The organism is Acinetobacter sp. TTH0-4 (assembly GCF_015602665.1).
GTDB classification, from domain to species: Bacteria; Pseudomonadota; Gammaproteobacteria; order Pseudomonadales; family Moraxellaceae; genus Acinetobacter; species Acinetobacter albensis.
The window spans coordinates 397,025-417,761 of the sequence record NZ_CP059079.1 but is presented as its reverse complement, the minus strand read 5'-3'; the positions used below and the strand labels follow the sequence as shown (position 1 = coordinate 417,761).

The 20,737-nt window shown below is 39.0% G+C and carries 20 protein-coding genes and 4 tRNA genes; 7 read left to right on the top strand and 17 right to left on the bottom strand.

Annotated elements, in window-relative coordinates:
- Positions 1-2: 2 nt before the first annotated feature.
- The gene (locus H0S58_RS01995) at positions 3-500 is read right to left on the bottom strand and encodes a YcxB family protein (protein WP_053580296.1); all 498 of its coding nucleotides are present in this window, start codon (positions 498-500) and stop codon (positions 3-5) included.
- Positions 501-669: 169 nt separating this feature from the next.
- Between H0S58_RS01995 and H0S58_RS01990 the strand changes: the two genes are divergently transcribed.
- Entirely contained in the window at positions 670-1,971 is a 1,302-nt protein-coding gene (locus H0S58_RS01990; protein ID WP_195726986.1) for an SRPBCC family protein, read from the top strand.
- Positions 1,972-2,067: 96 nt separating this feature from the next.
- On the opposite strand, the gene H0S58_RS01985 is transcribed toward H0S58_RS01990, so the two are convergent.
- The 4 genes from H0S58_RS01985 to H0S58_RS01970 all read right to left on the bottom strand — a co-directional run bounded on the left by H0S58_RS01985 (position 2,068) and on the right by H0S58_RS01970 (position 2,755).
- Positions 2,068-2,144, bottom strand: a tRNA-Arg gene (locus H0S58_RS01985).
- Between the two features lie 270 nt (positions 2,145-2,414).
- Positions 2,415-2,491: transfer RNA gene (locus H0S58_RS01980), tRNA-Arg, on the bottom strand.
- Between the two features lie 80 nt (positions 2,492-2,571).
- Positions 2,572-2,648 (bottom strand) — tRNA-Arg (locus H0S58_RS01975).
- A gap of 15 nt (positions 2,649-2,663) precedes the next feature.
- A tRNA-Ser gene (locus tag H0S58_RS01970) sits at positions 2,664-2,755 on the bottom strand.
- Positions 2,756-3,020: 265 nt separating this feature from the next.
- Between H0S58_RS01970 and rnr the strand changes: the two genes are divergently transcribed.
- The 5 genes from rnr to H0S58_RS01945 all read left to right on the top strand — a co-directional run bounded on the left by rnr (position 3,021) and on the right by H0S58_RS01945 (position 8,852).
- Positions 3,021-5,438: a ribonuclease R gene (rnr, locus tag H0S58_RS01965; RefSeq protein WP_195726985.1), complete on the top strand. Its 2,418-nt coding sequence runs from the start codon at positions 3,021-3,023 to the stop codon at positions 5,436-5,438.
- A 74-nt stretch (positions 5,439-5,512) separates the two neighbouring features.
- Positions 5,513-6,067: a hypothetical protein gene (locus H0S58_RS01960; protein WP_195726984.1), complete on the top strand. Its 555-nt coding sequence runs from the start codon at positions 5,513-5,515 to the stop codon at positions 6,065-6,067.
- A 51-nt stretch (positions 6,068-6,118) separates the two neighbouring features.
- A complete protein-coding gene (locus H0S58_RS01955; protein WP_227592250.1) occupies positions 6,119-8,176 on the top strand; it encodes a M3 family metallopeptidase in 2,058 nt (685 codons plus the stop codon).
- A gap of 40 nt (positions 8,177-8,216) precedes the next feature.
- Complete coding sequence (locus tag H0S58_RS01950; RefSeq protein WP_171250377.1) at positions 8,217-8,426, top strand: YheV family putative zinc ribbon protein; 210 nt, start codon at positions 8,217-8,219, stop codon at positions 8,424-8,426.
- Between the two features lie 15 nt (positions 8,427-8,441).
- The gene (locus H0S58_RS01945; protein WP_195726982.1) at positions 8,442-8,852 is read left to right on the top strand and encodes a hypothetical protein; all 411 of its coding nucleotides are present in this window, start codon (positions 8,442-8,444) and stop codon (positions 8,850-8,852) included.
- 498 nt (positions 8,853-9,350) lie between these two features.
- On the opposite strand, the gene H0S58_RS01940 is transcribed toward H0S58_RS01945, so the two are convergent.
- The 5 genes from H0S58_RS01940 to H0S58_RS01920 all read right to left on the bottom strand — a co-directional run bounded on the left by H0S58_RS01940 (position 9,351) and on the right by H0S58_RS01920 (position 14,595).
- Positions 9,351-11,549 carry a TRAP transporter large permease subunit gene (locus tag H0S58_RS01940; RefSeq protein ID WP_053579528.1) on the bottom strand — a complete coding sequence of 733 codons (2,199 nt, stop codon included), beginning with the start codon at positions 11,547-11,549 and terminating at the stop codon, positions 9,351-9,353.
- Positions 11,550-11,724: 175 nt separating this feature from the next.
- Positions 11,725-12,300: a rhombosortase gene (gene rrtA / locus H0S58_RS01935; RefSeq protein ID WP_195726981.1), complete on the bottom strand. Its 576-nt coding sequence runs from the start codon at positions 12,298-12,300 to the stop codon at positions 11,725-11,727.
- A 73-nt stretch (positions 12,301-12,373) separates the two neighbouring features.
- Positions 12,374-13,441, bottom strand: a complete 1,068-nt coding sequence (locus tag H0S58_RS01930) for a hypothetical protein (protein ID WP_053579526.1) — start codon at positions 13,439-13,441, stop codon at positions 12,374-12,376.
- Positions 13,442-13,958: 517 nt separating this feature from the next.
- Positions 13,959-14,345, bottom strand: a complete 387-nt coding sequence (locus H0S58_RS01925; RefSeq protein ID WP_195726980.1) for a hypothetical protein — start codon at positions 14,343-14,345, stop codon at positions 13,959-13,961.
- On the bottom strand, positions 14,338-14,595 hold the full coding sequence (locus H0S58_RS01920; protein WP_053579524.1) for a succinate dehydrogenase assembly factor 2: 258 nt from the start codon (positions 14,593-14,595) through the stop codon (positions 14,338-14,340). The genes H0S58_RS01925 and H0S58_RS01920 overlap by 8 nt, the downstream gene beginning before the upstream one ends.
- A 187-nt stretch (positions 14,596-14,782) precedes the next feature.
- Here H0S58_RS01920 and H0S58_RS01915 point away from each other — a divergent pair, with 187 nt between their 5' ends.
- Positions 14,783-15,955 (top strand): acyl-CoA dehydrogenase family protein, encoded by a 1,173-nt coding sequence (locus H0S58_RS01915; protein ID WP_195726979.1) that lies wholly within the window; start codon positions 14,783-14,785, stop codon positions 15,953-15,955.
- 60 nt (positions 15,956-16,015) lie between these two features.
- Here the strand turns inward: H0S58_RS01915 and H0S58_RS01910 are convergent, their stop codons facing one another.
- From H0S58_RS01910 to rpmJ, 7 genes are all read right to left on the bottom strand, one after another.
- A complete protein-coding gene (locus tag H0S58_RS01910) occupies positions 16,016-17,506 on the bottom strand; it encodes a flavin-containing monooxygenase (RefSeq protein WP_195726978.1) in 1,491 nt (496 codons plus the stop codon).
- A gap of 194 nt (positions 17,507-17,700) precedes the next feature.
- Positions 17,701-18,066, bottom strand: coding sequence for a 50S ribosomal protein L17 (gene rplQ / locus H0S58_RS01905; protein ID WP_004691290.1), 366 nt, complete (start codon positions 18,064-18,066; stop codon positions 17,701-17,703).
- 18 nt (positions 18,067-18,084) lie between these two features.
- Entirely contained in the window at positions 18,085-19,092 is a 1,008-nt protein-coding gene (locus tag H0S58_RS01900; RefSeq protein WP_004650465.1) for a DNA-directed RNA polymerase subunit alpha, read from the bottom strand.
- 17 nt (positions 19,093-19,109) lie between these two features.
- Entirely contained in the window at positions 19,110-19,736 is a 627-nt protein-coding gene (gene rpsD, locus H0S58_RS01895) for a 30S ribosomal protein S4 (protein ID WP_053579521.1), read from the bottom strand.
- Positions 19,737-19,748: 12 nt separating this feature from the next.
- Positions 19,749-20,135: a 30S ribosomal protein S11 gene (rpsK, locus tag H0S58_RS01890; protein ID WP_004281491.1), complete on the bottom strand. Its 387-nt coding sequence runs from the start codon at positions 20,133-20,135 to the stop codon at positions 19,749-19,751.
- Positions 20,136-20,154: 19 nt separating this feature from the next.
- Positions 20,155-20,511 (bottom strand): 30S ribosomal protein S13, encoded by a 357-nt coding sequence (gene rpsM, locus H0S58_RS01885; protein ID WP_053579520.1) that lies wholly within the window; start codon positions 20,509-20,511, stop codon positions 20,155-20,157.
- 105 nt (positions 20,512-20,616) lie between these two features.
- Positions 20,617-20,733, bottom strand: coding sequence for a 50S ribosomal protein L36 (gene rpmJ, locus H0S58_RS01880; protein WP_000867907.1), 117 nt, complete (start codon positions 20,731-20,733; stop codon positions 20,617-20,619).
- Positions 20,734-20,737: the final 4 nt, after the last annotated feature.

The following is a 20,737-nucleotide window of genomic DNA, read 5'->3' as shown; positions in this document are numbered from 1 at the left end:
ACTTACTGCTTAAATGTATGTTCAAATAATGTCTGATCGGCTGATTGCTCAAAAGCACGTTTAGGCACAATAATCACGGTCCGATTTTTAAGCTCAAGCATATAGGTTAATTTACCCATGGCAAATTTTTGCACTTCGCTATAATTAAACGCTTGTTTGCGACCATTCGCAAAAATCTCAGCATGATCTTGAAATAATTCAATCCCTTGCTCACTCTTACCAAACTGATATTTGACAAATTGTCGTTTAAACATCATTGGTAAAAACCAATAACGCATGATCATTTGCATAATTAAGAAAAAAGCCCCCAATGCCACGTAATAACGCCCAACACCACTAAAACCGAGCATAAAGCCCCAGACCATAATGGCGATACTTACCAACGGCGTAATAAAACGTGTGATTTGTTTTTTACCAAAAGTCGCAAGTGCAAAACCATCCTGAGATTCTTCTAAATTCAGGAAATACCGTAAAGACAAGGCAGGCTGATTTTCTGACATAATTCCATCATCAAACATGTATAAATATTAAGGCAAGATATTACACTGAATTTCCATATTTCCTTATTTTTTCATGTTTAGAATTACACAAGCCTACTTTTTAATCGGCTTAAAAAGCGTTAAAACAGCATAGAAATAATTAAAACAGCGATAAACAGGATGTTGTTCTATGCGCACGATTCGGTTTATAGCCCTATTTTTAGGCTGTATATTCAACAGTTATTCTTGGGCAAAATTAATCCCTTGGGATGCACAAGTCCCCAGCAGTCTAAAGAGTTTTAATAACGATCCTCAACAGCTGGCTGCACTTACAGGTAACCGTATTTTTATTTATGCTCATCCTCAACAAAGTTTTCAGCTGCCAACTTACCGCAACAACACCAAAATTGCTGCACAATTTTATAGTGCAGCTGTTGTCGTTCCTGTCGATGCACAATACATTGCAAAAACTCTGACGCATTACACTCATTATGTGAATGTATTCCCTACACTAAAATCGGCCAAAATTTTAGAACAGCAAGGCGATATTACCCAAGTAAAATACCAAGTACATATTCCCACGCCTATTCCTATTCTCAATTTTAAAGAAAATGTAGTAATGCAGCATCATTTAAACAACAGTAGTATTTCAACCCTTGTTGTCGATGCACCCATTCCTTATGGGGCAGGTAAAATTGAATGGTTTGATCTGGGCAATCAACAGACTTTAGTGACCATAACCCAATGGGGTGACCTAAACCATCCTCAAGGTTTTCTATTAAGTAAAATTTTGCAGGCTATTCCAGAGGCTAAACTGGGAATTCCTGCCAGTACCAATGCTTTTCTACTCGAAGCATTACAACAAAAATTCAAAACACCCCGTTCCCCCGTGTTAAAAATGGGACAACTACCTGAACTGCACTTAAATTCTATTCAAATTCAAAAAATTACTGCCTTAAGTCAACGCTCACAGCAACCCGTTTCATTTATTTTTCCAACAGCCAAAGTGTCGTATTCACACGGTCTAGAGAATTTACGCTTTAGTCGCAGTTATCATTATTTTGCGCAAGCTCCACAGCAGATGCAACGCTGGTTAGAACCCACTTCTTTTCAGGTACTTTTTCCACGCCAAATTAAAAAGATGAATATTCAAAAATTTGATGCCAATACACTAGACGCTGATTACAAAATTTCAGTGGGCTTAGGCGTCATTAACATTCCTTTTGACTTCAAACTTCGTTTTAATCATTCTAACAATTTAGCCAACAGATTTTATGCAGTAGGCGGGGATTTAAAATTTATTCAAGGTGGTATGCAGCTTATTCCACAACATTCAGGAACCTTACTTCAAATCAGTAGTGCCATGAAAATTCATGATAAAGCGCCATTTTTGCTTCGCGCAATGCGAAGCCTGCCCTACCATGAAATGTTGCCTGCGATTGGTGGAAATACAGTATTGGCACTCAAAATGAAACAACAAGTGAAAGAATGAATAAAATTATTGATCTCATTTTGATTCTAAAATTTAAATGACAAAAAACCGCAACATGTGCGGTTTCTTTAATTTTACATCTTACGATCATCAAGTTGGTGCGCTCAGAGAGATTCGAACTCCCGACCCCTTAGTTCGTAGCCAAGTGCTCTATCCAGCTGAGCTATGAGCGCGACGTCTTGATGAGCTGCATTATACGCGTTTTTAACATCCTGTTAAGTGCTTTTTCACCAAACTGAAATCAAATGGACAGTTATTGGGCAAAAGGATTTTTTAAAGTAGATTTAGAGTAATACACTATTAAAATCGACCAAACTTAATTAGCCTTAAGGTCTTCTCAGAACAGATGATTTAAAAAAATAGTTTCTCTAATAAATTTTAGACACAAAAAAACCGCAATAGATGCGGTTTCTTTAATTTTACATCTTTCGATGTGTTCAAGTTGGTGCGCTCAGAGAGATTCGAACTCCCGACCCCTTAGTTCGTAGCCAAGTGCTCTATCCAGCTGAGCTATGAGCGCGTACTTGAGTTGTCTTTCGACATCGTTACTATTTTAACATCATTCAATTGAATAATAAAAAATTACACGTTTAACTTGATTGGTGCGCTCAGAGAGATTCGAACTCCCGACCCCTTAGTTCGTAGCCAAGTGCTCTATCCAGCTGAGCTATGAGCGCATTTCAAGTTATTCGTGGCGGTGAGGGAGGGATTCGAACCCTCGGTGGGCTTTAAGACCCACGCTCCCTTAGCAGGGGAGTACCTTCAGCCACTCGGCCACCTCACCGTAACGAGCCGCCATAATACAAACTAAACTCTCATTCTTCAAGTCACATTTCAAAAAATTCTGATATTTTTGATCAATCAACTACTTTTTAAACGATTTTGGCGTAATGTGAGCTACTTTTCTGCGCTTCAATCATATTTCAGCTTTTGAAATAGCACAGCGCACGCTAAAATCGAAGCTTAAAACACAATAATGCAATCATTTACGTGCAGTATCACGCTGCATGACTTATGCTAATCCTATCTTCTGACATGAAGCCAAAGACATGATGAAAAATTGGGTCGATCCTGAAGCTAAAGCTGAAGCTGAGCGTTATGACAATCCTATTCCAAGCCGTATTCTAATTTCAGAAACGATTGAAAAATTACAAGCACCACAATCTCATGCCGATTTAGTCGAGCAGTTCAATCTTGCAGATGAAAAAAGTATAGAAGCTTTGAGCCATCGATTAAGTGCAATGGTACGCGATGGCCAATTAATGAAAGATGGAATAAAGTTCCAACTTGCAACCAGCCAACCGATCCATGAAGCAACCGTCTACATTAATGCAAAAGGTTTAGGTACTGCAAAAATTGCCAATCATGATGACGTGCTATTGGCTGAGCGAGAACTGCGTTTGGTGTTCAATGGTGACCGCGTTAAAGTGCGACAAACCTCTGTAGATCGAAAAGGTAAAGCGTGGGGATTTATTACTGAAGTCCTGCAACACCGTGTGAAACAGATTATTGGTAAAGTGTCCATTTATGATGGTGAGTATTTTATTCAACCTGCCAGTCCAAATGCACATCAACCAATTACCCTAGAAAAAGAATTGATCCAGCACGCACAAGTCAAATTGGGTGATTCTGTTCGTGTCGCCATTGATGATTACCCTACGCGTGAAGAATTACCCACAGGTCATATTGTTCAATCTATGGCAGACAAAGCTGATACTGAAATTATTATTCCGCAAACCATTTTAGAATTTGGTTTGCCGTATGAGTTTCCAGAAGAAGTGATCCGTGACGCAGAACACTTTAAAGAGCCAAATGCTCAAGACCGTGAAGGTCGTATTGATTTACGTGATTTAGCCTTAGTCACTATTGACGGCGAAGATGCCCGTGATTTTGACGATGCCGTGTACGCAGAAAAGCGTCCTGGCGGTGGTTACCGTGTTGTGGTTGCAATTGCGGACGTGAGTCATTATGTACGTCCTGACAAACCTTTAGATGAGGAAGCCAAAGAACGCGGCACTTCAGTGTATTTTCCGCATTTTGTTTTACCCATGTTGCCTGAGGCGCTTTCAAATGGATTGTGTTCGCTCAATCCGCATTTAGATCGCCTGTGTATGGTCTGCGACTTAAATTTATCTCGTGCAGGTAAAGTCACAAGTTTCCAGTTTTATCCATCGGTGATGCATTCAAAAGCACGTTTAACCTACACCCAAGTGGCACAATATTTTGATGGCGATAGTGCAGCGATTCCAGAGGATCGTGACGTTCGTAAATCCATTAATACGTTGTTCCAACTTTATCAAGTCCTTAAAGGCTTACGTGCAGAACGTCATGCCATGGAATTCGAAACTGTCGAAACCTATATGACTTTTGATGAACTGGGTGGCATTAAAGAAATTTTACCGCGTTCACGTAATGAAGCGCATAAACTGATTGAAGAATGTATGCTGTTGGCCAATGTAGCAGCAGCTGAATATGCCTTAGAAAATGACATCCCGATGTTGTATCGTGTACATGAACCACCTGAATTTTCACGCATTCAAAAAGTACGTGAATATGTGAAGTTACTGGGTTTGCCTTTCCCAGAACAACCCACGCAAAAAGATTACCAGATGGTCATTGAAGCAACGAAAGACCGTATTGATGCACCAAGTATTCATGCAGTCTTATTACGTTCCATGATGCAAGCCTATTACGGCGCAAACAATGCGGGACATTTTGGTTTGGCCTATGATGCCTACACCCACTTTACTTCGCCTATTCGTCGTTACCCTGATTTGTTGTTGCACCGCGCAATTAAAGCACATTTAAAACAAAAGCCTTCCCCTCTTTCAGGAGCCGCTTTAGATGATGCAGGTGAGCATTTTTCACAAACCGAACGCCGTGCAGATGAAGCATCTCGTTCTGTCACCACTTGGCTAAAATGTCACTATATGCAACAGCATTTAGGTGAAGAATTCGTGGGCACGATCAGCGCAGTGGCTGAGTTTGGTTTGTTCGTGACACTTAAAGACTTATATGTCGATGGCATGATTCATGTGAGTCAATTGGGTGATGACTTCTTTGTTTATGATCAAGCCAGCCAAAGCTTAGTCGGACAAAATCGTGGACAAACTTTTAGTCTGGGTGATGAAGTCAAAATTAAAGTTGCTGCGGTAAATTTAGAAGATCGCAAAATAGATTTTGAATTATTGCAACAGTTGTCTCATGCTGGTCGTGCTATTCGTAGCCGAGCGCCGCGGGTTGCCAAAACTTCAACTAAAGAAGAAGTGTTTAATCCTCGTGCTAAAGCGGTATTGAGTGAAAATGGTGAACAGCCGATTCGTAAGAAAAAGCCAAAAACCAAAGCCACATCTACAGATAAAAAATCTTCAACCAAGTCTGATGGCAAAATTAAAGACAAAGATAAAGTGAAGAAAAAGTCCAAACCCAAAAAGAAAAAATCCAATGCTAAAATAAAGCAGGATTAATGTCGAAATAAAATGAGAGCTTCGGCTCTCATTTTATTTATAATCAAAAAATGTACATAACTAGAAAATATTTTATGGAAATACACGAAATTTTGACACTAATAATTTCAATTCTAGCCCTTCTAATCACTTACGCTGTTTTTAAATCAAACCAAAGTCCACGAATCATCATATTTGCTACCCCTCATTATGCAAAAGAAACTTTTATTCAACTTAATGTAAAAAATATAGGTAATGGCGTTGCTGAAAACCTTAAGATTAAAACTGACCAGCCTTTACCTAGAAGAGCATTCGGTATAGGAAAATTGGCTAGTCCCAAAGAAATATTTCAAAATGGAATTTTCAAATATGGAATTAAAATTTTTCATCCAGAACAAAGCTATATTTATGATTGGGGACAATTTGGAGGCTTAAAAGAAGCTTTGAACGATCAACCCATTACTTTTACAGTTACTTATACTTATAAACACCCCTTAAATCTGTGGCAATCTAAAATTTCAGATAGCTCCGTTATTGATATTAGAGAACTTGAAGCTCTTCCTGCAAGTACCGGAGGAATGACAGAACAAATTTCAAAAATACATAAAGAAATGAAAATTCTTAATGCAAAAATTGATAAAAAATTTTAAATTACTTGATTTTCTGAAGTCTAAGCCCTACATCTACTATTAAGTTTATCAATGTTATGGCGTATAGAAATGACTTTAGACAAGGCCACTTTGCCTGTTCCTCAATTTGAGAGAATTCAACTTGCCGATTTAAAACAACAAATTGAACAATCTATTCAACAAGGATTAAATTTTTTAAATAATTTAACAGAAATTCCTGAAAATATTCAGACACAGCTTTTAGTCTTGGAACAAGTGGACACTCTCGAAAATAATCTGAGTGAAGTTTGGGGTATTCTCTCTCATCTTAATGCTGTGATGAACAATACAGAAACCCGTGAAGTTTACCAGTCTCTCCTCCCTGCTTTGAGTGAGTACTATACCGAATTGGGTCAACACACGGTGTTGTACCAAACTTTTCAACATGTCCATGATGTGGCTTTATTTGATACCTTGCCGGTTGCACAGCAAAGTGCGATTAAACTTGCACTACGTGATTTCAAGTTATCGGGTGTGGCTCTAGAGGGAAATGCAAAAAAACGTTATGCAGCGATTTCTGCGCGTTTGTCTCAGCTTGCATCTGATTTTTCCAATCATGTGCTTGATGCGACTCAAGCTTATTTTAAGCCGTTGACTGAAGTACAATTGCAAGGTCTGCCGCCCAGTAGTATCGAACTGTTAAAACAATATGGACAACAACGTGAACTTGAACAAGCCGTTGCAACTTTAGATATTCCAGCCTATCTTGCGATTATGACCTATGCAGATGATCGCGAATTGCGTGAAGAACTGTATAAAGCCTATACCACACGTGCCTCGGATCAATCAGAACATTTAGAATTTGATAATACTTCCGTGATGGAAGAAATTTTAAGTCTTCGTCATGAAATGGCACAACTCTTAGGCTTTAGTCATTACGCTGAGTTTTCATTGGCCAGTAAAATGGCACCGAATGTCGAAGCAGTCAATCAATTCTTAATTGAGCTTGCAGAACATGCACGCGCTCCTGCTACACAAGAAATTGCCGAACTCCATGCCATTGCATCGCAAGATGGCGTTAGCGATTTACAACCTTGGGATACTGGATATTATTCTGAAAACCTCAAAGTTCAACAATTTAATTTATCCCAGGAATCATTAAAACCGTATTTCCCTGCGCCTAAAATTTTGCAAGGCTTATTCAGTATTGTAAACCGTTTATACGGGATCAATATCGTCGAACGTAAAGCACCCGTTTGGCATCCTGATGCGCGTTATTTTGAACTTGAAGATCAAGGTATTGTATTAGGCGGTTTCTATTTCGACCTATTCGCAAGAAGTGGTAAACGTGGTGGTGCATGGATGAGTGGTTTCCGTTCTCGTATGCAAACGGGAAATGGCATACAAAAACCCATTTGCTATATGGTCTGCAATTTCACTCCTGCGGTAGGAACACAGCCTGCATTGCTCACACATGATGAGGTGAATACTTTATTTCATGAATTTGGTCATGGTTTACACCATATGTTGACCGAGGTCGATCAAATTTCAGTGGCGGGTACACATGGTGTAGCTTGGGATGCAGTTGAATTGCCAAGTCAGTTTATGGAATTTTGGACATGGGATCATGATAGTCTTGATCTGCTGAGTGAGCACATCGAAACCCAGCAACATTTACCACAAGATTTACTCAAGGCTTTATTGGACGCCCGCTTCTTTCAGTCTGGAATGCAAACTTTACGTCAAATTGAGTTTGCCTTATTCGACTTGTCTATTCACAAGCACCGTTCTGCTTTAAATGCCGAACAGGTACAGACCACCTTGAATGAGATCCGTCAGAAATATGCCCTTGCTCCAACTGCGCCTTATAACCGTTTCCAACATAGCTTTAGCCATATTTTTGCGGGTGGTTATGCGGCGGGTTACTATTCTTACAAGTGGGCAGAGGTCTTGGCCAGTGATGCTTTTGATCGTTTCGAAGAGGAAGGTGTTTTTAACACACAAACCGGAAAAGAGTTTCGTCAATTTATTCTAGCAGTTGGCGGAAAAGATACAGCACTTGATGCATTTATCAATTTCAGAGGACGAGAACCAAAAATAGATGCGTTATTACGTCATCAAGGTTGGACGAACCCCTCTAAAAACCCTTAAAATAGGCGGCTTAATTGATCAGAAGGTAAGTCAGATGACTATTAAACGTCGTTTCATTGCAGGTGCTAAGTGTCCTAAATGTGAAGCGTTAGATCGAGTGGTCATGCTTATCTCTGGTGATGATGAGTGGATTGAATGCATCGAATGTGGATATAGCGAAAATCGTCCGACCCATATTGATGAACCACAGCTACCAGAAATAGCGGATGAAGTTGGTGTCATTCAATTCAAACCTCGTCAGCCAAAATAATAAAGGTTAAAATAAATGACGTCAGATCAAAGACATAGTCCTAAGCTTTTAATGGGCATTATTGGAGGCATGGTAGTCATTATTGTGCTTTTTTTTGCCTATCAATGGTTTATGAATTCATCAAGCGAAGTAACAACTGAACCTGAAAGCATCAACTCTACTGTATCCACGCCAGTAAAACCAAGTGAACCTGTTCACACTATGGATGAAAAAACCATTCAACTGGTCGACGAAAGCATTTTGAAAACTGCTACTCCAAACGATCCAGCTTTAGCCAAAGAAGAAGTGGCAAAACTTGAAGATATTCAGACTCAATTACATGATCAAGAAAATATACTCAAAGCACAACATAATGATGCAGATCAGCTGATCACGCTAAAAGAAGAGCAAATTAAATTAATTGAAGCACAATTGGTACAAAAATAATCCAATGACTACCTTTAAGAGTACTAAAAATAGAAAGCTCTAAAAGTAAAATTTTCAAATCAATTTAGATGAATTTTATCCATTTTTTATTTAAAACACGCTTAAATAGGCTCAATTTCATTTGTTTTTAATGTGTTTTATCTCTTCATCTGAAGTTTATTCAATAAATTTCTATGCTTCTATCATGATGTTAGCTCATCAATAATCTATGATTATTTTATTTTCTCGTTATTTTTTGCGATATAAGAGCTTACTTCTCTCAAGTATGTTCTAAAAATAATGGTTATTGATCGAAGTTCGTGAGCTAAAACTTGATGCCATTAAATCGTCGTAAATGATGATTTAAAAGATAATATGCATAACTAAAAATACTCACTTTAATTTTCACTTCTTTAAACCATATCTTTTTTTCATCCTCATGCAGATTGAATACCAAAGATTCAAATAAAAAAAGCACCCCTTATTTGGAGTGCTTTTTCTAAACTAGATTAAAGCTTATTACTGATACCAACCAAACATCTTAAAGAGATAAGGTGCGTAAGTTACAATCAATAACGATGGGAATAACACCATAATCGGTAATAGCCAACGTTCATAACGATAATAGAACTTGTTGTATTTGGCCTTAGCTTCCGCATCTGCTGCGCGAACTTCCGCATCTCCGACCGACATTCGTGTCAATAGATGATTCAGTGCAACAGGTGGCGTAACATAACCCAGCTCAAAAGCAACCAGTACAATCATCCAGAAATGAATTGGATGTATACCGTTTTCATAAGCGACAGGTGCAATTGTTGCTGCAACTAAAATGACCGCACCAAAGGGATCAGTGGTCATCCCAATGATCGCCAATAGCAATGCAATAAATGCCAATGAAATATAAATATTACTCAAATGAGTTGGTAATAACTCCACCACTTCACTGCGCTCAATTAGGCCGCCTACACTTGCAGACAATGCCATCAAGATGATAAGTGCGCCAATGTGCCCTACAGTTTCAGCTGAAGCAAACCAAAGAGAGTGACGGAAACCGCGTGTTTTCTCTCCGACATGTGGCGTATGTTCACGCATAAAAGTCGATTGCTTTTCATGTTCTAAAGCCAAAGCAGCATGTGCATCAGGCGGTGTCACAAAGCGGTCGCCCCACCACTTGTCAAACATAATATAGGCAATCAAGATAATCGGTAAAATCACAGGTGCTGTGAATTCATCCATTTTGGTATCTAGGCCATACTTGTACAGCCCAATGACAATAATCGTGATCACAATATAAGGAATGACTGGAACCACGGCTTTAAGCATGGCTGGAACAGCAACTTTAGGTGAGTTCACACGGAAACGTGTTTCTGCAAGATAGAGAGATATGCCAAGGAATATAAATGCAGTTAACCAGAATACATAAATACCATGATCAAACAATTCATCAGAAGTTACATGACGACTATCAAGCATTGAAATCAAAATGACCAATAGACATGGTCGAATAACCACACCTAAGGAACCAGACATGGCAGAGACTGCTAAAGCATATTGACGGCGTGAACCTGAATTCCACACTTCTCTATAAATAATTGCACCCGCCGCAACAACGAAAATTCCCGAAGCACCGGTATAAGCAGTTGGAATAGCAGCAGCAATCAAAATAAGCCAAGTTAATGTTTCTGGCGCGAGATTCCACGGGCGTAATATACCTAGGAATAAATCCATAACGCGGGTTTGCGTCAGTAACATACCTGCCCAAATGAATAGCGCAAGATTTAAGAAAATACCTGAGAATTCAACCAGAATTCCAAGATAAATCCCTTGACCCATCGGGTAATCCATAACAAAGGTAAAGACTAGACCCGTCACCAATGCCATATAAGCATATAAAGGAACACTCAGTAAGGCTAGGCCAATATTCCCTTTACCTTCTTGTTGGACCACTGGTGGCTTAAATAATTGAACCAAACTGATCAAGGTCAAAGTAACAAACAGGAAAATCCATAACCAATAGACCACTAAGGTTTCATAGGTTGAGGTGACCCCTGAATTAATAATTGAGTGATATTGGCTAAGTACCGATCCTGTCAATAGACCATTCGCCAGCAGCATAAAGAATGCATAAACGCGATAATCTAATTTGGTCGTCGGTGCTCGCAGACCAATATGATGGAACTTCACTGATGCGGTAATGGCAGCAACCACGACCATCAACAATAAAATAATGACACGGTTTTCTGTACCAAATTTAAATACACCAAAAAATGATGTTTCAATGGTACGGTAAGTTCTTAAACTTGGATGATCATCTATATATTTAATAGCTTTATCATAGAATTGATATTTTTCTTCACATTGCTGTTGCCCAGCCAATACAGAAGCACGAACATCAGCTTCTGACGTTGTCCCAAAAATATCAGCAAACTCGTCATTGGCATTGGTTTTCATTTGCTGTTGTACTTGGGCATCTATATTTGGATGACGGTCACAACTGGGCTGGGTGGGTTCGGCACGTAGAAAAGAATATTGCATCCCAACGGCTTCATTACCATACAAACGCTCCCCTCCACGCAATAATTGACCATGAATCATCTCACCCGTACCAATGATGAGTGTCAATAAAAGTAGCAGTAGAATGACAAAAGTAGAAAACCACTCTATCCATATATAACGTAACAGACCTAATCCTGATCTGTTATTTTCCTCATTTTGCATGTGCATTCCTATTTTTTATTTTGGTCGTTACCACGCCTCCAGTACAACCAATTTTCCTTTCGAGATGAAAAAACCCTTTTCTATCCAATCCCTTTATTGTTATGGATAAATTTGCACCAATATAATTGAAATAAAAATGACAACATCATTTTTCTTTTATGTTTTAAAGGTCAATCTAATTTTCTTTTAAAATATATTTCCAGCAGATATAAACTATTGCGATTACAACTCCACCAACGACACCCAATAAATGTGCTTCAACCAGTACAGGACTACCAATGAGCTCAGCTGTTCCAACACTGCCCATCGTATTTTCCCAAATCAGCTTAGCTAAAATTAAAGCCAAAACCCCTGCTGCAAAAGGACGTTCCTTTCGATCAAGCAAATGTACACCAGCAACTGCAACATATGCACCATGCAATACACCAGACAAACCAGCATAGGCTTCAATATTTGGATAAAAATAGTAAAAACTGATACTAATCAAAACAGGTAATAAGAAAAGCAACGCAGTAAAATGCCAAATTTTAACTTTAGGAAAAATAAAAGGTAAGCAGCAAAAAGCCATCATATTGAGTAGATAATGCATCCAGCCTACATGTACCCAATGCGCAGTCCATAAACGCCAAAACTCGTCAAATAAACTGGCTCTCCAATAAATAAATAAGTCTGCAAAAATCTGAAGACAAGCTGAAAATGACACCACAAATGCAATAAAAACAATTTTTCGTAAAAGCATGGGATCTTTCATTGGCATGTCCTCCAGTTAAAAAATGATGGATTCATCTCATAAATCCATCATTAAAGCTCATTAGAAGAATATTTTAATTGTTCTGCACTTCGGGTTGAGCTTCTTCACCTTCACTAAACAACTCATCTAATTCTGAGGTGTTTTCTTCTTCATCCCAAAAACGTTCCATACCGCTATCACTTGTGCGTACACCTGTATGCTCTGTCCAGTAACGATCTGAAATTCCTTGAACCATATTTTTGGCCATACTATCAATCAATTTAAATTGAGGATTGACGGGTTTTTCTTCAGAGCGTGAAGCTGCAAATGTTTTAAGTGCATCACGAATTTTGGCATCGTCACCACTTGCTTGTGCAGCAACTGCATATAAAGCATGAGATAAACGCACACCTTTTTGCTCGCCCAATTGAATAGACTGTTTTAAGGTTTGATAAGGATCTGGCTTACCATCACCTGCCCCCGGTAATAATGTCCAAATCACAGCACGTGTCGCATTCGGCGCACCCCAGAATTTGGCATTATCCAAGCATGTCATACCACGCTCAACCACAGCCGCAATATCTTTTGGAACATTGACTGCACCACCTGAATTGATGTCATTGGTCATGGCCTGTAGACCACTCAATAAACCCATCAGATAAACGGTTTGATCCAAATCATTTTTCATTTTTGGACATTCTTCGCCCAATTTGTATTTATATTTTTTTTCCCAACGTTTTTCAAACAGTTGATAACCAGCATACTGACGTTGTGCAGCAATTGCGGCCCATCTTTTTTGTTCAATACGTGCATCTTGCGCTTCTGTTACTTGGCCTGCTTTCGCTGCACGCAAATAACGCAGTTCAGATTCGAGTGCCTGATTTTCTGCACAAATACCAGATGAAGCATAAAGTAAAACAGCAATACGTGTTGGATCTGCCCCCATATCTTTGGTCGCCATAATCGCTGGCGTTAAAGCCGTGCCCGAACTACACGCCATTTCTGCATCATCCATGGCTAAAATAGGGGGAACAATATGTTTTTCACTAAATCCAATTGCAATATTTGCTCCTGATTTGACCACTTGAGAGCAACCTGAGAATAAAGTACTTGCAACTGTAATAATTGCCACACCTTGGCATATTTTTTGGACTTTCGACATTTTCCTGTCCTCTATAATTGTGTTTATGTCCATAATCACTAAACATATCAGATGCTAAATCTGAATAAAAGAGTATTCACTCTCATTGGATCTGATACTTTGCCACGGAATGAGATCAAGCAAATTGACTGCATCTAGGAAAGTTTGAAATTTTAGGCAAAAAAAAGTAGCATTGCGACGGTTCGGCACATGCTACTTATTAAGGGTTTAAAGCCTAATGGCTTTTTTGTCTTACAAACTGATCCTTCAGCACTGTTCCTAGTCGTCCAATAACAATCGCTAAAACAATTGCTACCACCAGAAACATCCAAGTTGGAATCATCATCATGATTTCCTCATTTGCTGTGGGTAAAGCTAATGTACATTTAAGCAAGCGATTTGGAAGACAAAATTGTCTAACAATAGAAATATTTCAGAATTTTCTCGTTATCTTGTCTTACACAAATGTGGATATTCTTTTTAATATATTGATTAATAACATTTTAATTAGATTTAAACCAAGTAAATTGTCAAACAATTACAGCAATTGAGCAAGTTTTTTTAATGCTTTCCATTCTAATCGCGGCAATTGATCTCTCCAAATCACCAGAGAGTTGTGCTGTCCTTTTTGAAAATGAACCACGATATACAGTTGATGATCGACCAAATGATGAATCATCACCTTCTGCACGACCAACTGGTCTGTCTTTAAAAGTGACCACTCTTGTGCTTGTAAATGTTCAAAATATAACGGACGAGGTGCTTTTAATAAAAAGAAGTAACCAATACAAGCCAAGATGCAACTTAACAGCCATAGCCATATCGATAACGTTTGCTGCAATACAATCAAGAATAAGATAAAAAAACTACACTGAAACACAATCGCTAAACAACTGCGCTTCAGATGAAATGACCGATTAGCCATGCACGTAATGCTTCAATTTTATAATTAAAGTTTTCATTTCAGGGCGAGGCGGCTCAGAAACTTCCATGAACCAATCAAGTAAATCTGGATCTTCTTGATCGACTAAAGCCGCAAAAATTTCTTTTTCTGCAGAATCTGCAAGCAAATAATAATTTTTTACATAAGGATCAAAATACACATCAATTTCTTTTAAACCACGACGTGCACGATAAATTACTTTACGTTCTTCCAAGCTGATTTCTTCAGTCATAACATCTCTTATTAATGGGTGAAAATTTTTTCTAGTTTACCTGATCGAAAATAAAAAATGGATTCATTTAGTTCAATTGACCAAATTCATCATTCAGCTTCATTCTTTGAGCATTCATCCTATTGTTGTCACTCAACAGATCTTTTATTTTCGTTAAGAAACTTATTTTTATAAATGGATATAAAAAATGCAATCTGGAGCTATTCGCCCATTAACCAATATGCTACCACGTAACTTATTTTCTGAAGAACATGATGCTTTTCGTGAAACTGTACGTAAGTTTTATGAAAAAGAAGTGATTCCCAATATTGAAAAATATGAGAAACAGCAACATGTTGATCGTGATTTATGGAACAAAGCAGGTGATTTGGGCTTACTGTGTGCCACGATGCCTGAAGAATATGGAGGTTATGGGGTAAATCGTCTTTATAGTATGATTCTGATTGAAGAACAAGCCTATGCCATGGATTCTAGTACGGGCTTTTCTCTACATTCTGACATCGTAGCGAATTATATTCATAATTTCGGCAACCATGAGCAAAAACAAAAATGGTTAACACAAATGGCATCTGGCGAAACTGTCACAGCCATTGCCATGACAGAACCGGGAACAGGGTCAGATTTACAAGCAGTTCGCACGACTGCTGTTTTGGATGGTGATGAATATATTATTAATGGTTCTAAAATCTTCATTACCAATGGCTATTTATGCGACATGGTCATTGTGGTTTGTAAAACAGGCCAAGAAGATAAAGGTTCGGCTAACTTATCTCTCATTATTGTAGAAGCTGACCGCGTTGGATTTAGCAAAGGTAAACCTCTAAATAAAATTGGTATGAAAGGCCAAGATACTTGCGAATTATTCTTTAATGATGTGCGGGTGCCCAAAGCTAATCTTTTAGGTATGGAAGGCATGGGGTTTATAATGCTGATGAAAGAATTGGCTTGGGAACGCATGCTGGTGGCTATTATCTGTCAAGCAGGTGCTGAAGCTGCATTCGCACATACAGTTCAATACACCAAAGATCGTAAAGCTTTTGGAAAATCAATCTCATCTTTTCAAAACACACGATTTAAACTAGCAGAATTACGTACAGAAATCGATTTTTGCCGTAGTTATTTAGATCGATGTATGGAATTACAATTAGATGAAAATTTAGGTATTGATGCGGCAGCAGCGGCAAAATATAAAATTTCTGATATGTTTTCTAAAGTTGTTGATGAATGCCTACAACTCCATGGTGGCTATGGTTACATGATGGAATATCCAATTGCACGTGCTTATATCGATAATCGAGCTAACCGTATTTATGCAGGTACCAATGAAATTATGAAAGAGCTGATTTCCCGTTCACTTTAGAACGACGATATAAATAAAAAGGAGCATATGCTCCTTTTTATTTATATCTTAAACACTCAATCAAGAGACCAATTGAGGCTTACGCAACTCTTCCTCTACTCGCTTTTCAAATTTGAGTACAGGATCATTGAATTTAGCTTGTTTCAATTCTTTCCGATCCGCCAAATAGTTATTGGTGATATTCCATGGCGCATGCTTACCTTGTTTAGGCATGACATTTGCTGCACGTGCAATATAACCCGAAGATAAATTACCCATCACAGTATCATCCATCAATTCTTTTTGGTCACCCTGTGCAATCACTTCAGCATAGCCATTTTTATCCATATGATTAATTAGACGACAAATATAATCCGCTGCAATATCCACTTTTAAAGTCCAAGAAGCATTGATATAGCCAATAATCATGGCCATATTTGGCACATCACTCACCATAATTCCTTGGTAGAGCATATGTTTGGAAGTATCTATCGGTTGATGATCAATTGTCGCTTTCATTCCACCTAAAATTTGAATTTCTAATCCTGTCGCAGAAATAATAATATCCGCCTCTAAATGCTGACCTGATTGCAGTAAAATTCCTGTTTCTGTGAAATGATCAATTTGATCTGTGGCGACACTTGCTTGACCAGAACGCAAAATCTTAAATAGATCTCCATCAGGAACAACACAAAGACGCTGATCCCATGGATTATATGTTGGGGTAAAGTGCTTCATATCCACTTTACCTTTTAATTGCATTTCAATCGACTTTAATAACAGTTTACGCAATAGTTTAGGTTGCTTCTGTGCAAGTGCATAAATACCGCGCTGTACACCGATATTACGGGCTCGGGTCAATTTATAGGCCAAGTCTTCAGGCAGTACTTTACGCATTTTATCGTAAACAAAATCGATAGAAGGCACTGAAGCAATATAGGTCGGTGAGCGTTGCAACATGGTGACATGTTTAGCTCCACCTTTGACCATTGCAGGAACTAAAGTAATCGCTGTTGCCCCACTGCCAATAATGACCACTTTTTTACCACTGTAATCAAAATTTTCTGGCCAATGTTGTGGGTGAATGATTTGACCTTTAAAGGCTTCTTGATTTGGAAAATCAGGTTGAAAGCCATGATCATAATTATAATACCCAGTACAACCCAATACAAAATTGGCAATCCAAATCTGTTGTTTTTGTTGTTGATCTTCAATTTTAACCAACCACTTTTTAAGTGATGAATCATAATTTGCACTGATGACACGGTGTTTAAAATGAATTTTATTTTTGAGCTGATATTCATCAACAACTTCTGATAAATAATTTTTAATGGCTGAACCATCTGCCAAAACATTACTTTTTTGCCATGGTTTAAAATTATAACCAAAAGTGGACATATCTGAATCAGAACGAATTCCTGGGTATTTGAATAAATCCCATGTTCCACCAAAACTTTCCCGACGTTCAATAATATCAAATTGACGTTGTGGGCAAATTTTTGAAAGATGTGCAGCTAAGCCAAGACCTGAAATGCCTGCACCTATAATCAAAATATCAACATGCTTTTCCATTTTGTTTTTATTACCTTGTTTGAACTTTATTTTATTAAAGCATAAATCTGACAATACTCAATGTCAAGTTTAAAGAAATCTAATAAAATTTATATCAATTGAGGACAAAATGATTGATTGTCTAACAATCAGACATAAAAAAAGACCAGTGAAACACTGGTCTTTTTTGAACAACTGAACAGATCTGTACGAAATTATTTAACTTCGCGATCTACAAGTTCAACGTAAGCCATCGGCGCAGCATCACCTGCACGGAAGCCCGCTTTAAGAACACGTAGATAACCGCCGTTACGTTCTTTGTAACGAGGGCCAAGAACGGTAAATAATTTACCAACAGTTGCTGCTGAACGAGTACGAGCAAACGCTAAACGACGGTTTGCAACAGTATCGTTTTTAGCTAAAGTGATTAAAGGCTCAGCTACACGACGTAACTCTTTTGCTTTAGGCACAGTTGTTTTAATCAACTCGTGCTCAAACAAAGAATTCGCCATGTTTTGAAACATCGCTTTACGATGGCTGCTTGTACGGCCTAATTTCACACCACTATTACGATGACGCATGGTGATAGTCCTACTTAATTAACGGCTGCGATAGGCAAAACGATCGTCCATACGTAAACTAGCTGGTGGCCAGTTTTCTAAACGCATGCCGAGTTGTAAGCCTTTTGAAGCCAGAACATCTTTGATTTCAGTTAACGATTTTTTACCTAAGTTAGGAGTTTTTAATAACTCTACTTCAGTACGTTGAACCAAATCACCGATGTAGTAAATATTTTCTGCTTTCAAACAGTTAGCAGAACGAACAGTAAGCTCTAGATCATCTACTGGACGAAGCAAAATTGGATCCACTTCTTCGCGAGGTTCTTGAGCAACAGGAGCTTGATCTTTCTGAAGATCAACAAAAATTGCAATTTGTTGTTGCAAAATTGTTGCCGCTTTGCGGATTGCCTCTTCAGGATCAACTGTACCATTGGTCTCAAGATCAATGATCAATTTATCAAGGTCAGTACGTTGTTCTACACGCGCATTTTCAACGGTATAAGACACACGTTTGATCGGGCTATAAGAAGCATCTAACTGTAAACGACCCACTGGGCGAGTTTCGCCTTCTGGGAAACGTGAGTCAGATGTCTCATAACCACGACCTTGAGAAACTTTCAGGCGCATTTTTAATGAGCCTGAAGCACTTAATGTGCCAATCAAATGCTCAGGGTTTACCACTTCAACATTATGAGGTAAACGAAGATCAGCGGCTGTTACATCGCCAGGACCTTGTTTCTCTAATGTCAAATATGCTTCGTTTTGATCGAACAGCTTAATCGACAATCCTTTTAGGTTCAGCAAGAGCTCGACGATGTCCTGCTGCAAGCCTTCTAAGGTACTGTACTCATGCTCGACCCCTTCTATTTCAACTTCAACCACAGCAGCGCCAGGTAAAGAAGAAAGAAGGATACGACGTAAAGCATTACCCAGAGTATGACCGAAGCCACGCTCTAATGGTTCTAGAATCACTTTTGCCGAGGTCCCGCTAGCCGCTTCGACCTTAATCGCTTGCGGAGTTAGAAACTCATTTGCAGTACGCGTCATTATTGCTACCTCAAGGATTATTTAGAATACAATTCTACAATCAAGCTTTCGTTGATTTCAGCAGGTAAATCAGAACGATCCGGTGCAGCTTTGTACGTACCTTCCAACTTAGAATGATCAACTTCCATCCAAGAAGGAATACCACGTTGAGTTGCTAACTCGATTGCGCCTTTAATACGCAATTGTTGTTTAGCACCTTCGTGAACTGCAACCACGTCACCCGCTTTAACTTGGATTGACGCGATGTTAACGCGACGACCATTTAAAGTGATTGAACGGTGAGATACAAGCTGACGAGCTTCTGCACGTGTAGAACCAAAACCCATGCGATAAACGACGTTATCAAGACGGCTTTCAAGCAATTTCAACAAGTTTTCACCTGTTGCGCCTTTAACACGAGCAGCTTCTTTATAGTAATTACTAAATTGACGTTCTAAAACACCATACGTACGACGTACTTTTTGTTTTTCACGTAATTGTAGTGAGTACTCAGATTGTTTACTACCACGAGCTCCACCGTGTTGGCCAGGAGCTTTCGCATGTTTTTTTGTCTTAACATCAAACGGTTTAACGCCTGATTTAAGTTGCAGGTCTGTCCCTTCGCGGCGAGAGAGTTTGCATTTTGGACCAATATAACGAGCCATGAATGATTCTCCTTAGACGCGACGTTTTTTAGGTGGACGACAACCGTTGTGCGGGATTGGCGTCACATCGGTAATGCTGTTAATTTTATAACCCACTGCACCTAAAGCACGAACCGCAGATTCACGACCAGGACCAGGACCTTTTACAAGGACGTCCAAGTTTTTCAAACCATAATCTAAAGCAGCTTTACCAGCAACTTCAGCAGCTACCTGAGCAGCAAACGGTGTTGATTTACGTGATCCACGGAAGCCTTGTCCACCTGAGGTGGCCCAAGCCAATGCATTACCTTGACGATCGGTAATAGTCACAATGGTGTTATTAAAAGAAGCGTGAATGTGTGCGACACCTTCAGAGACGGTACGAGTGACCTTCTTGCGTGCGCGAGTATCTTTAGCCATCTTTTAGCTTCCAGAAATCTTATTTCTTAATAGGTTTGCGCGGACCTTTACGGGTACGTGCGTTAGTTTTGGTGCGTTGTCCACGGACAGGCAAGCTGCGACGATGACGAAGACCACGATAGCAGCCTAAATCCATTAAACGTTTAATGTTCATGGAAATTTCGCGACGTAAATCACCTTCGGTCGGAACCTTGGTAATTTCTGCACGAATCGCATCAAGTTGAGCATCATCCAATTCACGAATCTTAGTTGTAGTCGGAATACCAACAGCCGCTAAGATGTTCTTAGCAGTATGGCGACCGATACCAAAAATATACGTGAGGGAGATAACAGCATGCTTGTTATCCGGAATGTTTACACCGGCAATACGAGCCATTCACTTTCTCCAAAAAGGCGGTAGAGATAATCAACCGCCCGACAAAACCTTGAGGGGCGGATATTAACCTAATTCACCTACTGAAATCAACAGGTCTTGATTAGATTAACCTTGACGCTGCTTATGACGAGGTTCAGCGCTACAAATCACGCGGATAACCCCATTACGACGGATAACTTTGCAGCTACCACAAATTTTTTTTACAGAAGCTTGTACTTTCATGATG

Coding starts and splice junctions, on each gene's coding strand:
- H0S58_RS01910 (WP_195726978.1), bottom strand. CDS start 17,506: ATGGAAAAGCATGTTGATATTTTGATTATAGGTGCAGGCATTTCAGGT.
- H0S58_RS01900 (WP_004650465.1), bottom strand. CDS start 19,092: ATGACGCGTACTGCAAATGAGTTTCTAACTCCGCAAGCGATTAAGGTC.
- H0S58_RS01920 (WP_053579524.1), bottom strand. CDS start 14,595: ATGACTGAAGAAATCAGCTTGGAAGAACGTAAAGTAATTTATCGTGCA.
- H0S58_RS01960 (WP_195726984.1), top strand. CDS start 5,513: ATGGAAATACACGAAATTTTGACACTAATAATTTCAATTCTAGCCCTT.
- rpsK (WP_004281491.1), bottom strand. CDS start 20,135: ATGGCTAAAGATACTCGCGCACGCAAGAAGGTCACTCGTACCGTCTCT.
- rpsM (WP_053579520.1), bottom strand. CDS start 20,511: ATGGCTCGTATTGCCGGTGTAAACATTCCGGATAACAAGCATGCTGTT.
- H0S58_RS01995 (WP_053580296.1), bottom strand. CDS start 500: ATGTCAGAAAATCAGCCTGCCTTGTCTTTACGGTATTTCCTGAATTTA.
- rplQ (WP_004691290.1), bottom strand. CDS start 18,066: ATGCGTCATCGTAATAGTGGTGTGAAATTAGGCCGTACAAGCAGCCAT.
- H0S58_RS01955 (WP_227592250.1), top strand. CDS start 6,119: ATGTTATGGCGTATAGAAATGACTTTAGACAAGGCCACTTTGCCTGTT.
- rpsD (WP_053579521.1), bottom strand. CDS start 19,736: ATGGCTCGTTATATTGGTCCAAAATGCAAACTCTCTCGCCGCGAAGGG.
- rrtA (WP_195726981.1), bottom strand. CDS start 12,300: ATGAAAGATCCCATGCTTTTACGAAAAATTGTTTTTATTGCATTTGTG.
- rpmJ (WP_000867907.1), bottom strand. CDS start 20,733: ATGAAAGTACAAGCTTCTGTAAAAAAAATTTGTGGTAGCTGCAAAGTT.
- H0S58_RS01925 (WP_195726980.1), bottom strand. CDS start 14,345: ATGGCTAATCGGTCATTTCATCTGAAGCGCAGTTGTTTAGCGATTGTG.
- rnr (WP_195726985.1), top strand. CDS start 3,021: ATGATGAAAAATTGGGTCGATCCTGAAGCTAAAGCTGAAGCTGAGCGT.
- H0S58_RS01930 (WP_053579526.1), bottom strand. CDS start 13,441: ATGTCGAAAGTCCAAAAAATATGCCAAGGTGTGGCAATTATTACAGTT.
- H0S58_RS01945 (WP_195726982.1), top strand. CDS start 8,442: ATGACGTCAGATCAAAGACATAGTCCTAAGCTTTTAATGGGCATTATT.
- H0S58_RS01915 (WP_195726979.1), top strand. CDS start 14,783: ATGCAATCTGGAGCTATTCGCCCATTAACCAATATGCTACCACGTAAC.
- H0S58_RS01940 (WP_053579528.1), bottom strand. CDS start 11,549: ATGCAAAATGAGGAAAATAACAGATCAGGATTAGGTCTGTTACGTTAT.
- H0S58_RS01990 (WP_195726986.1), top strand. CDS start 670: ATGCGCACGATTCGGTTTATAGCCCTATTTTTAGGCTGTATATTCAAC.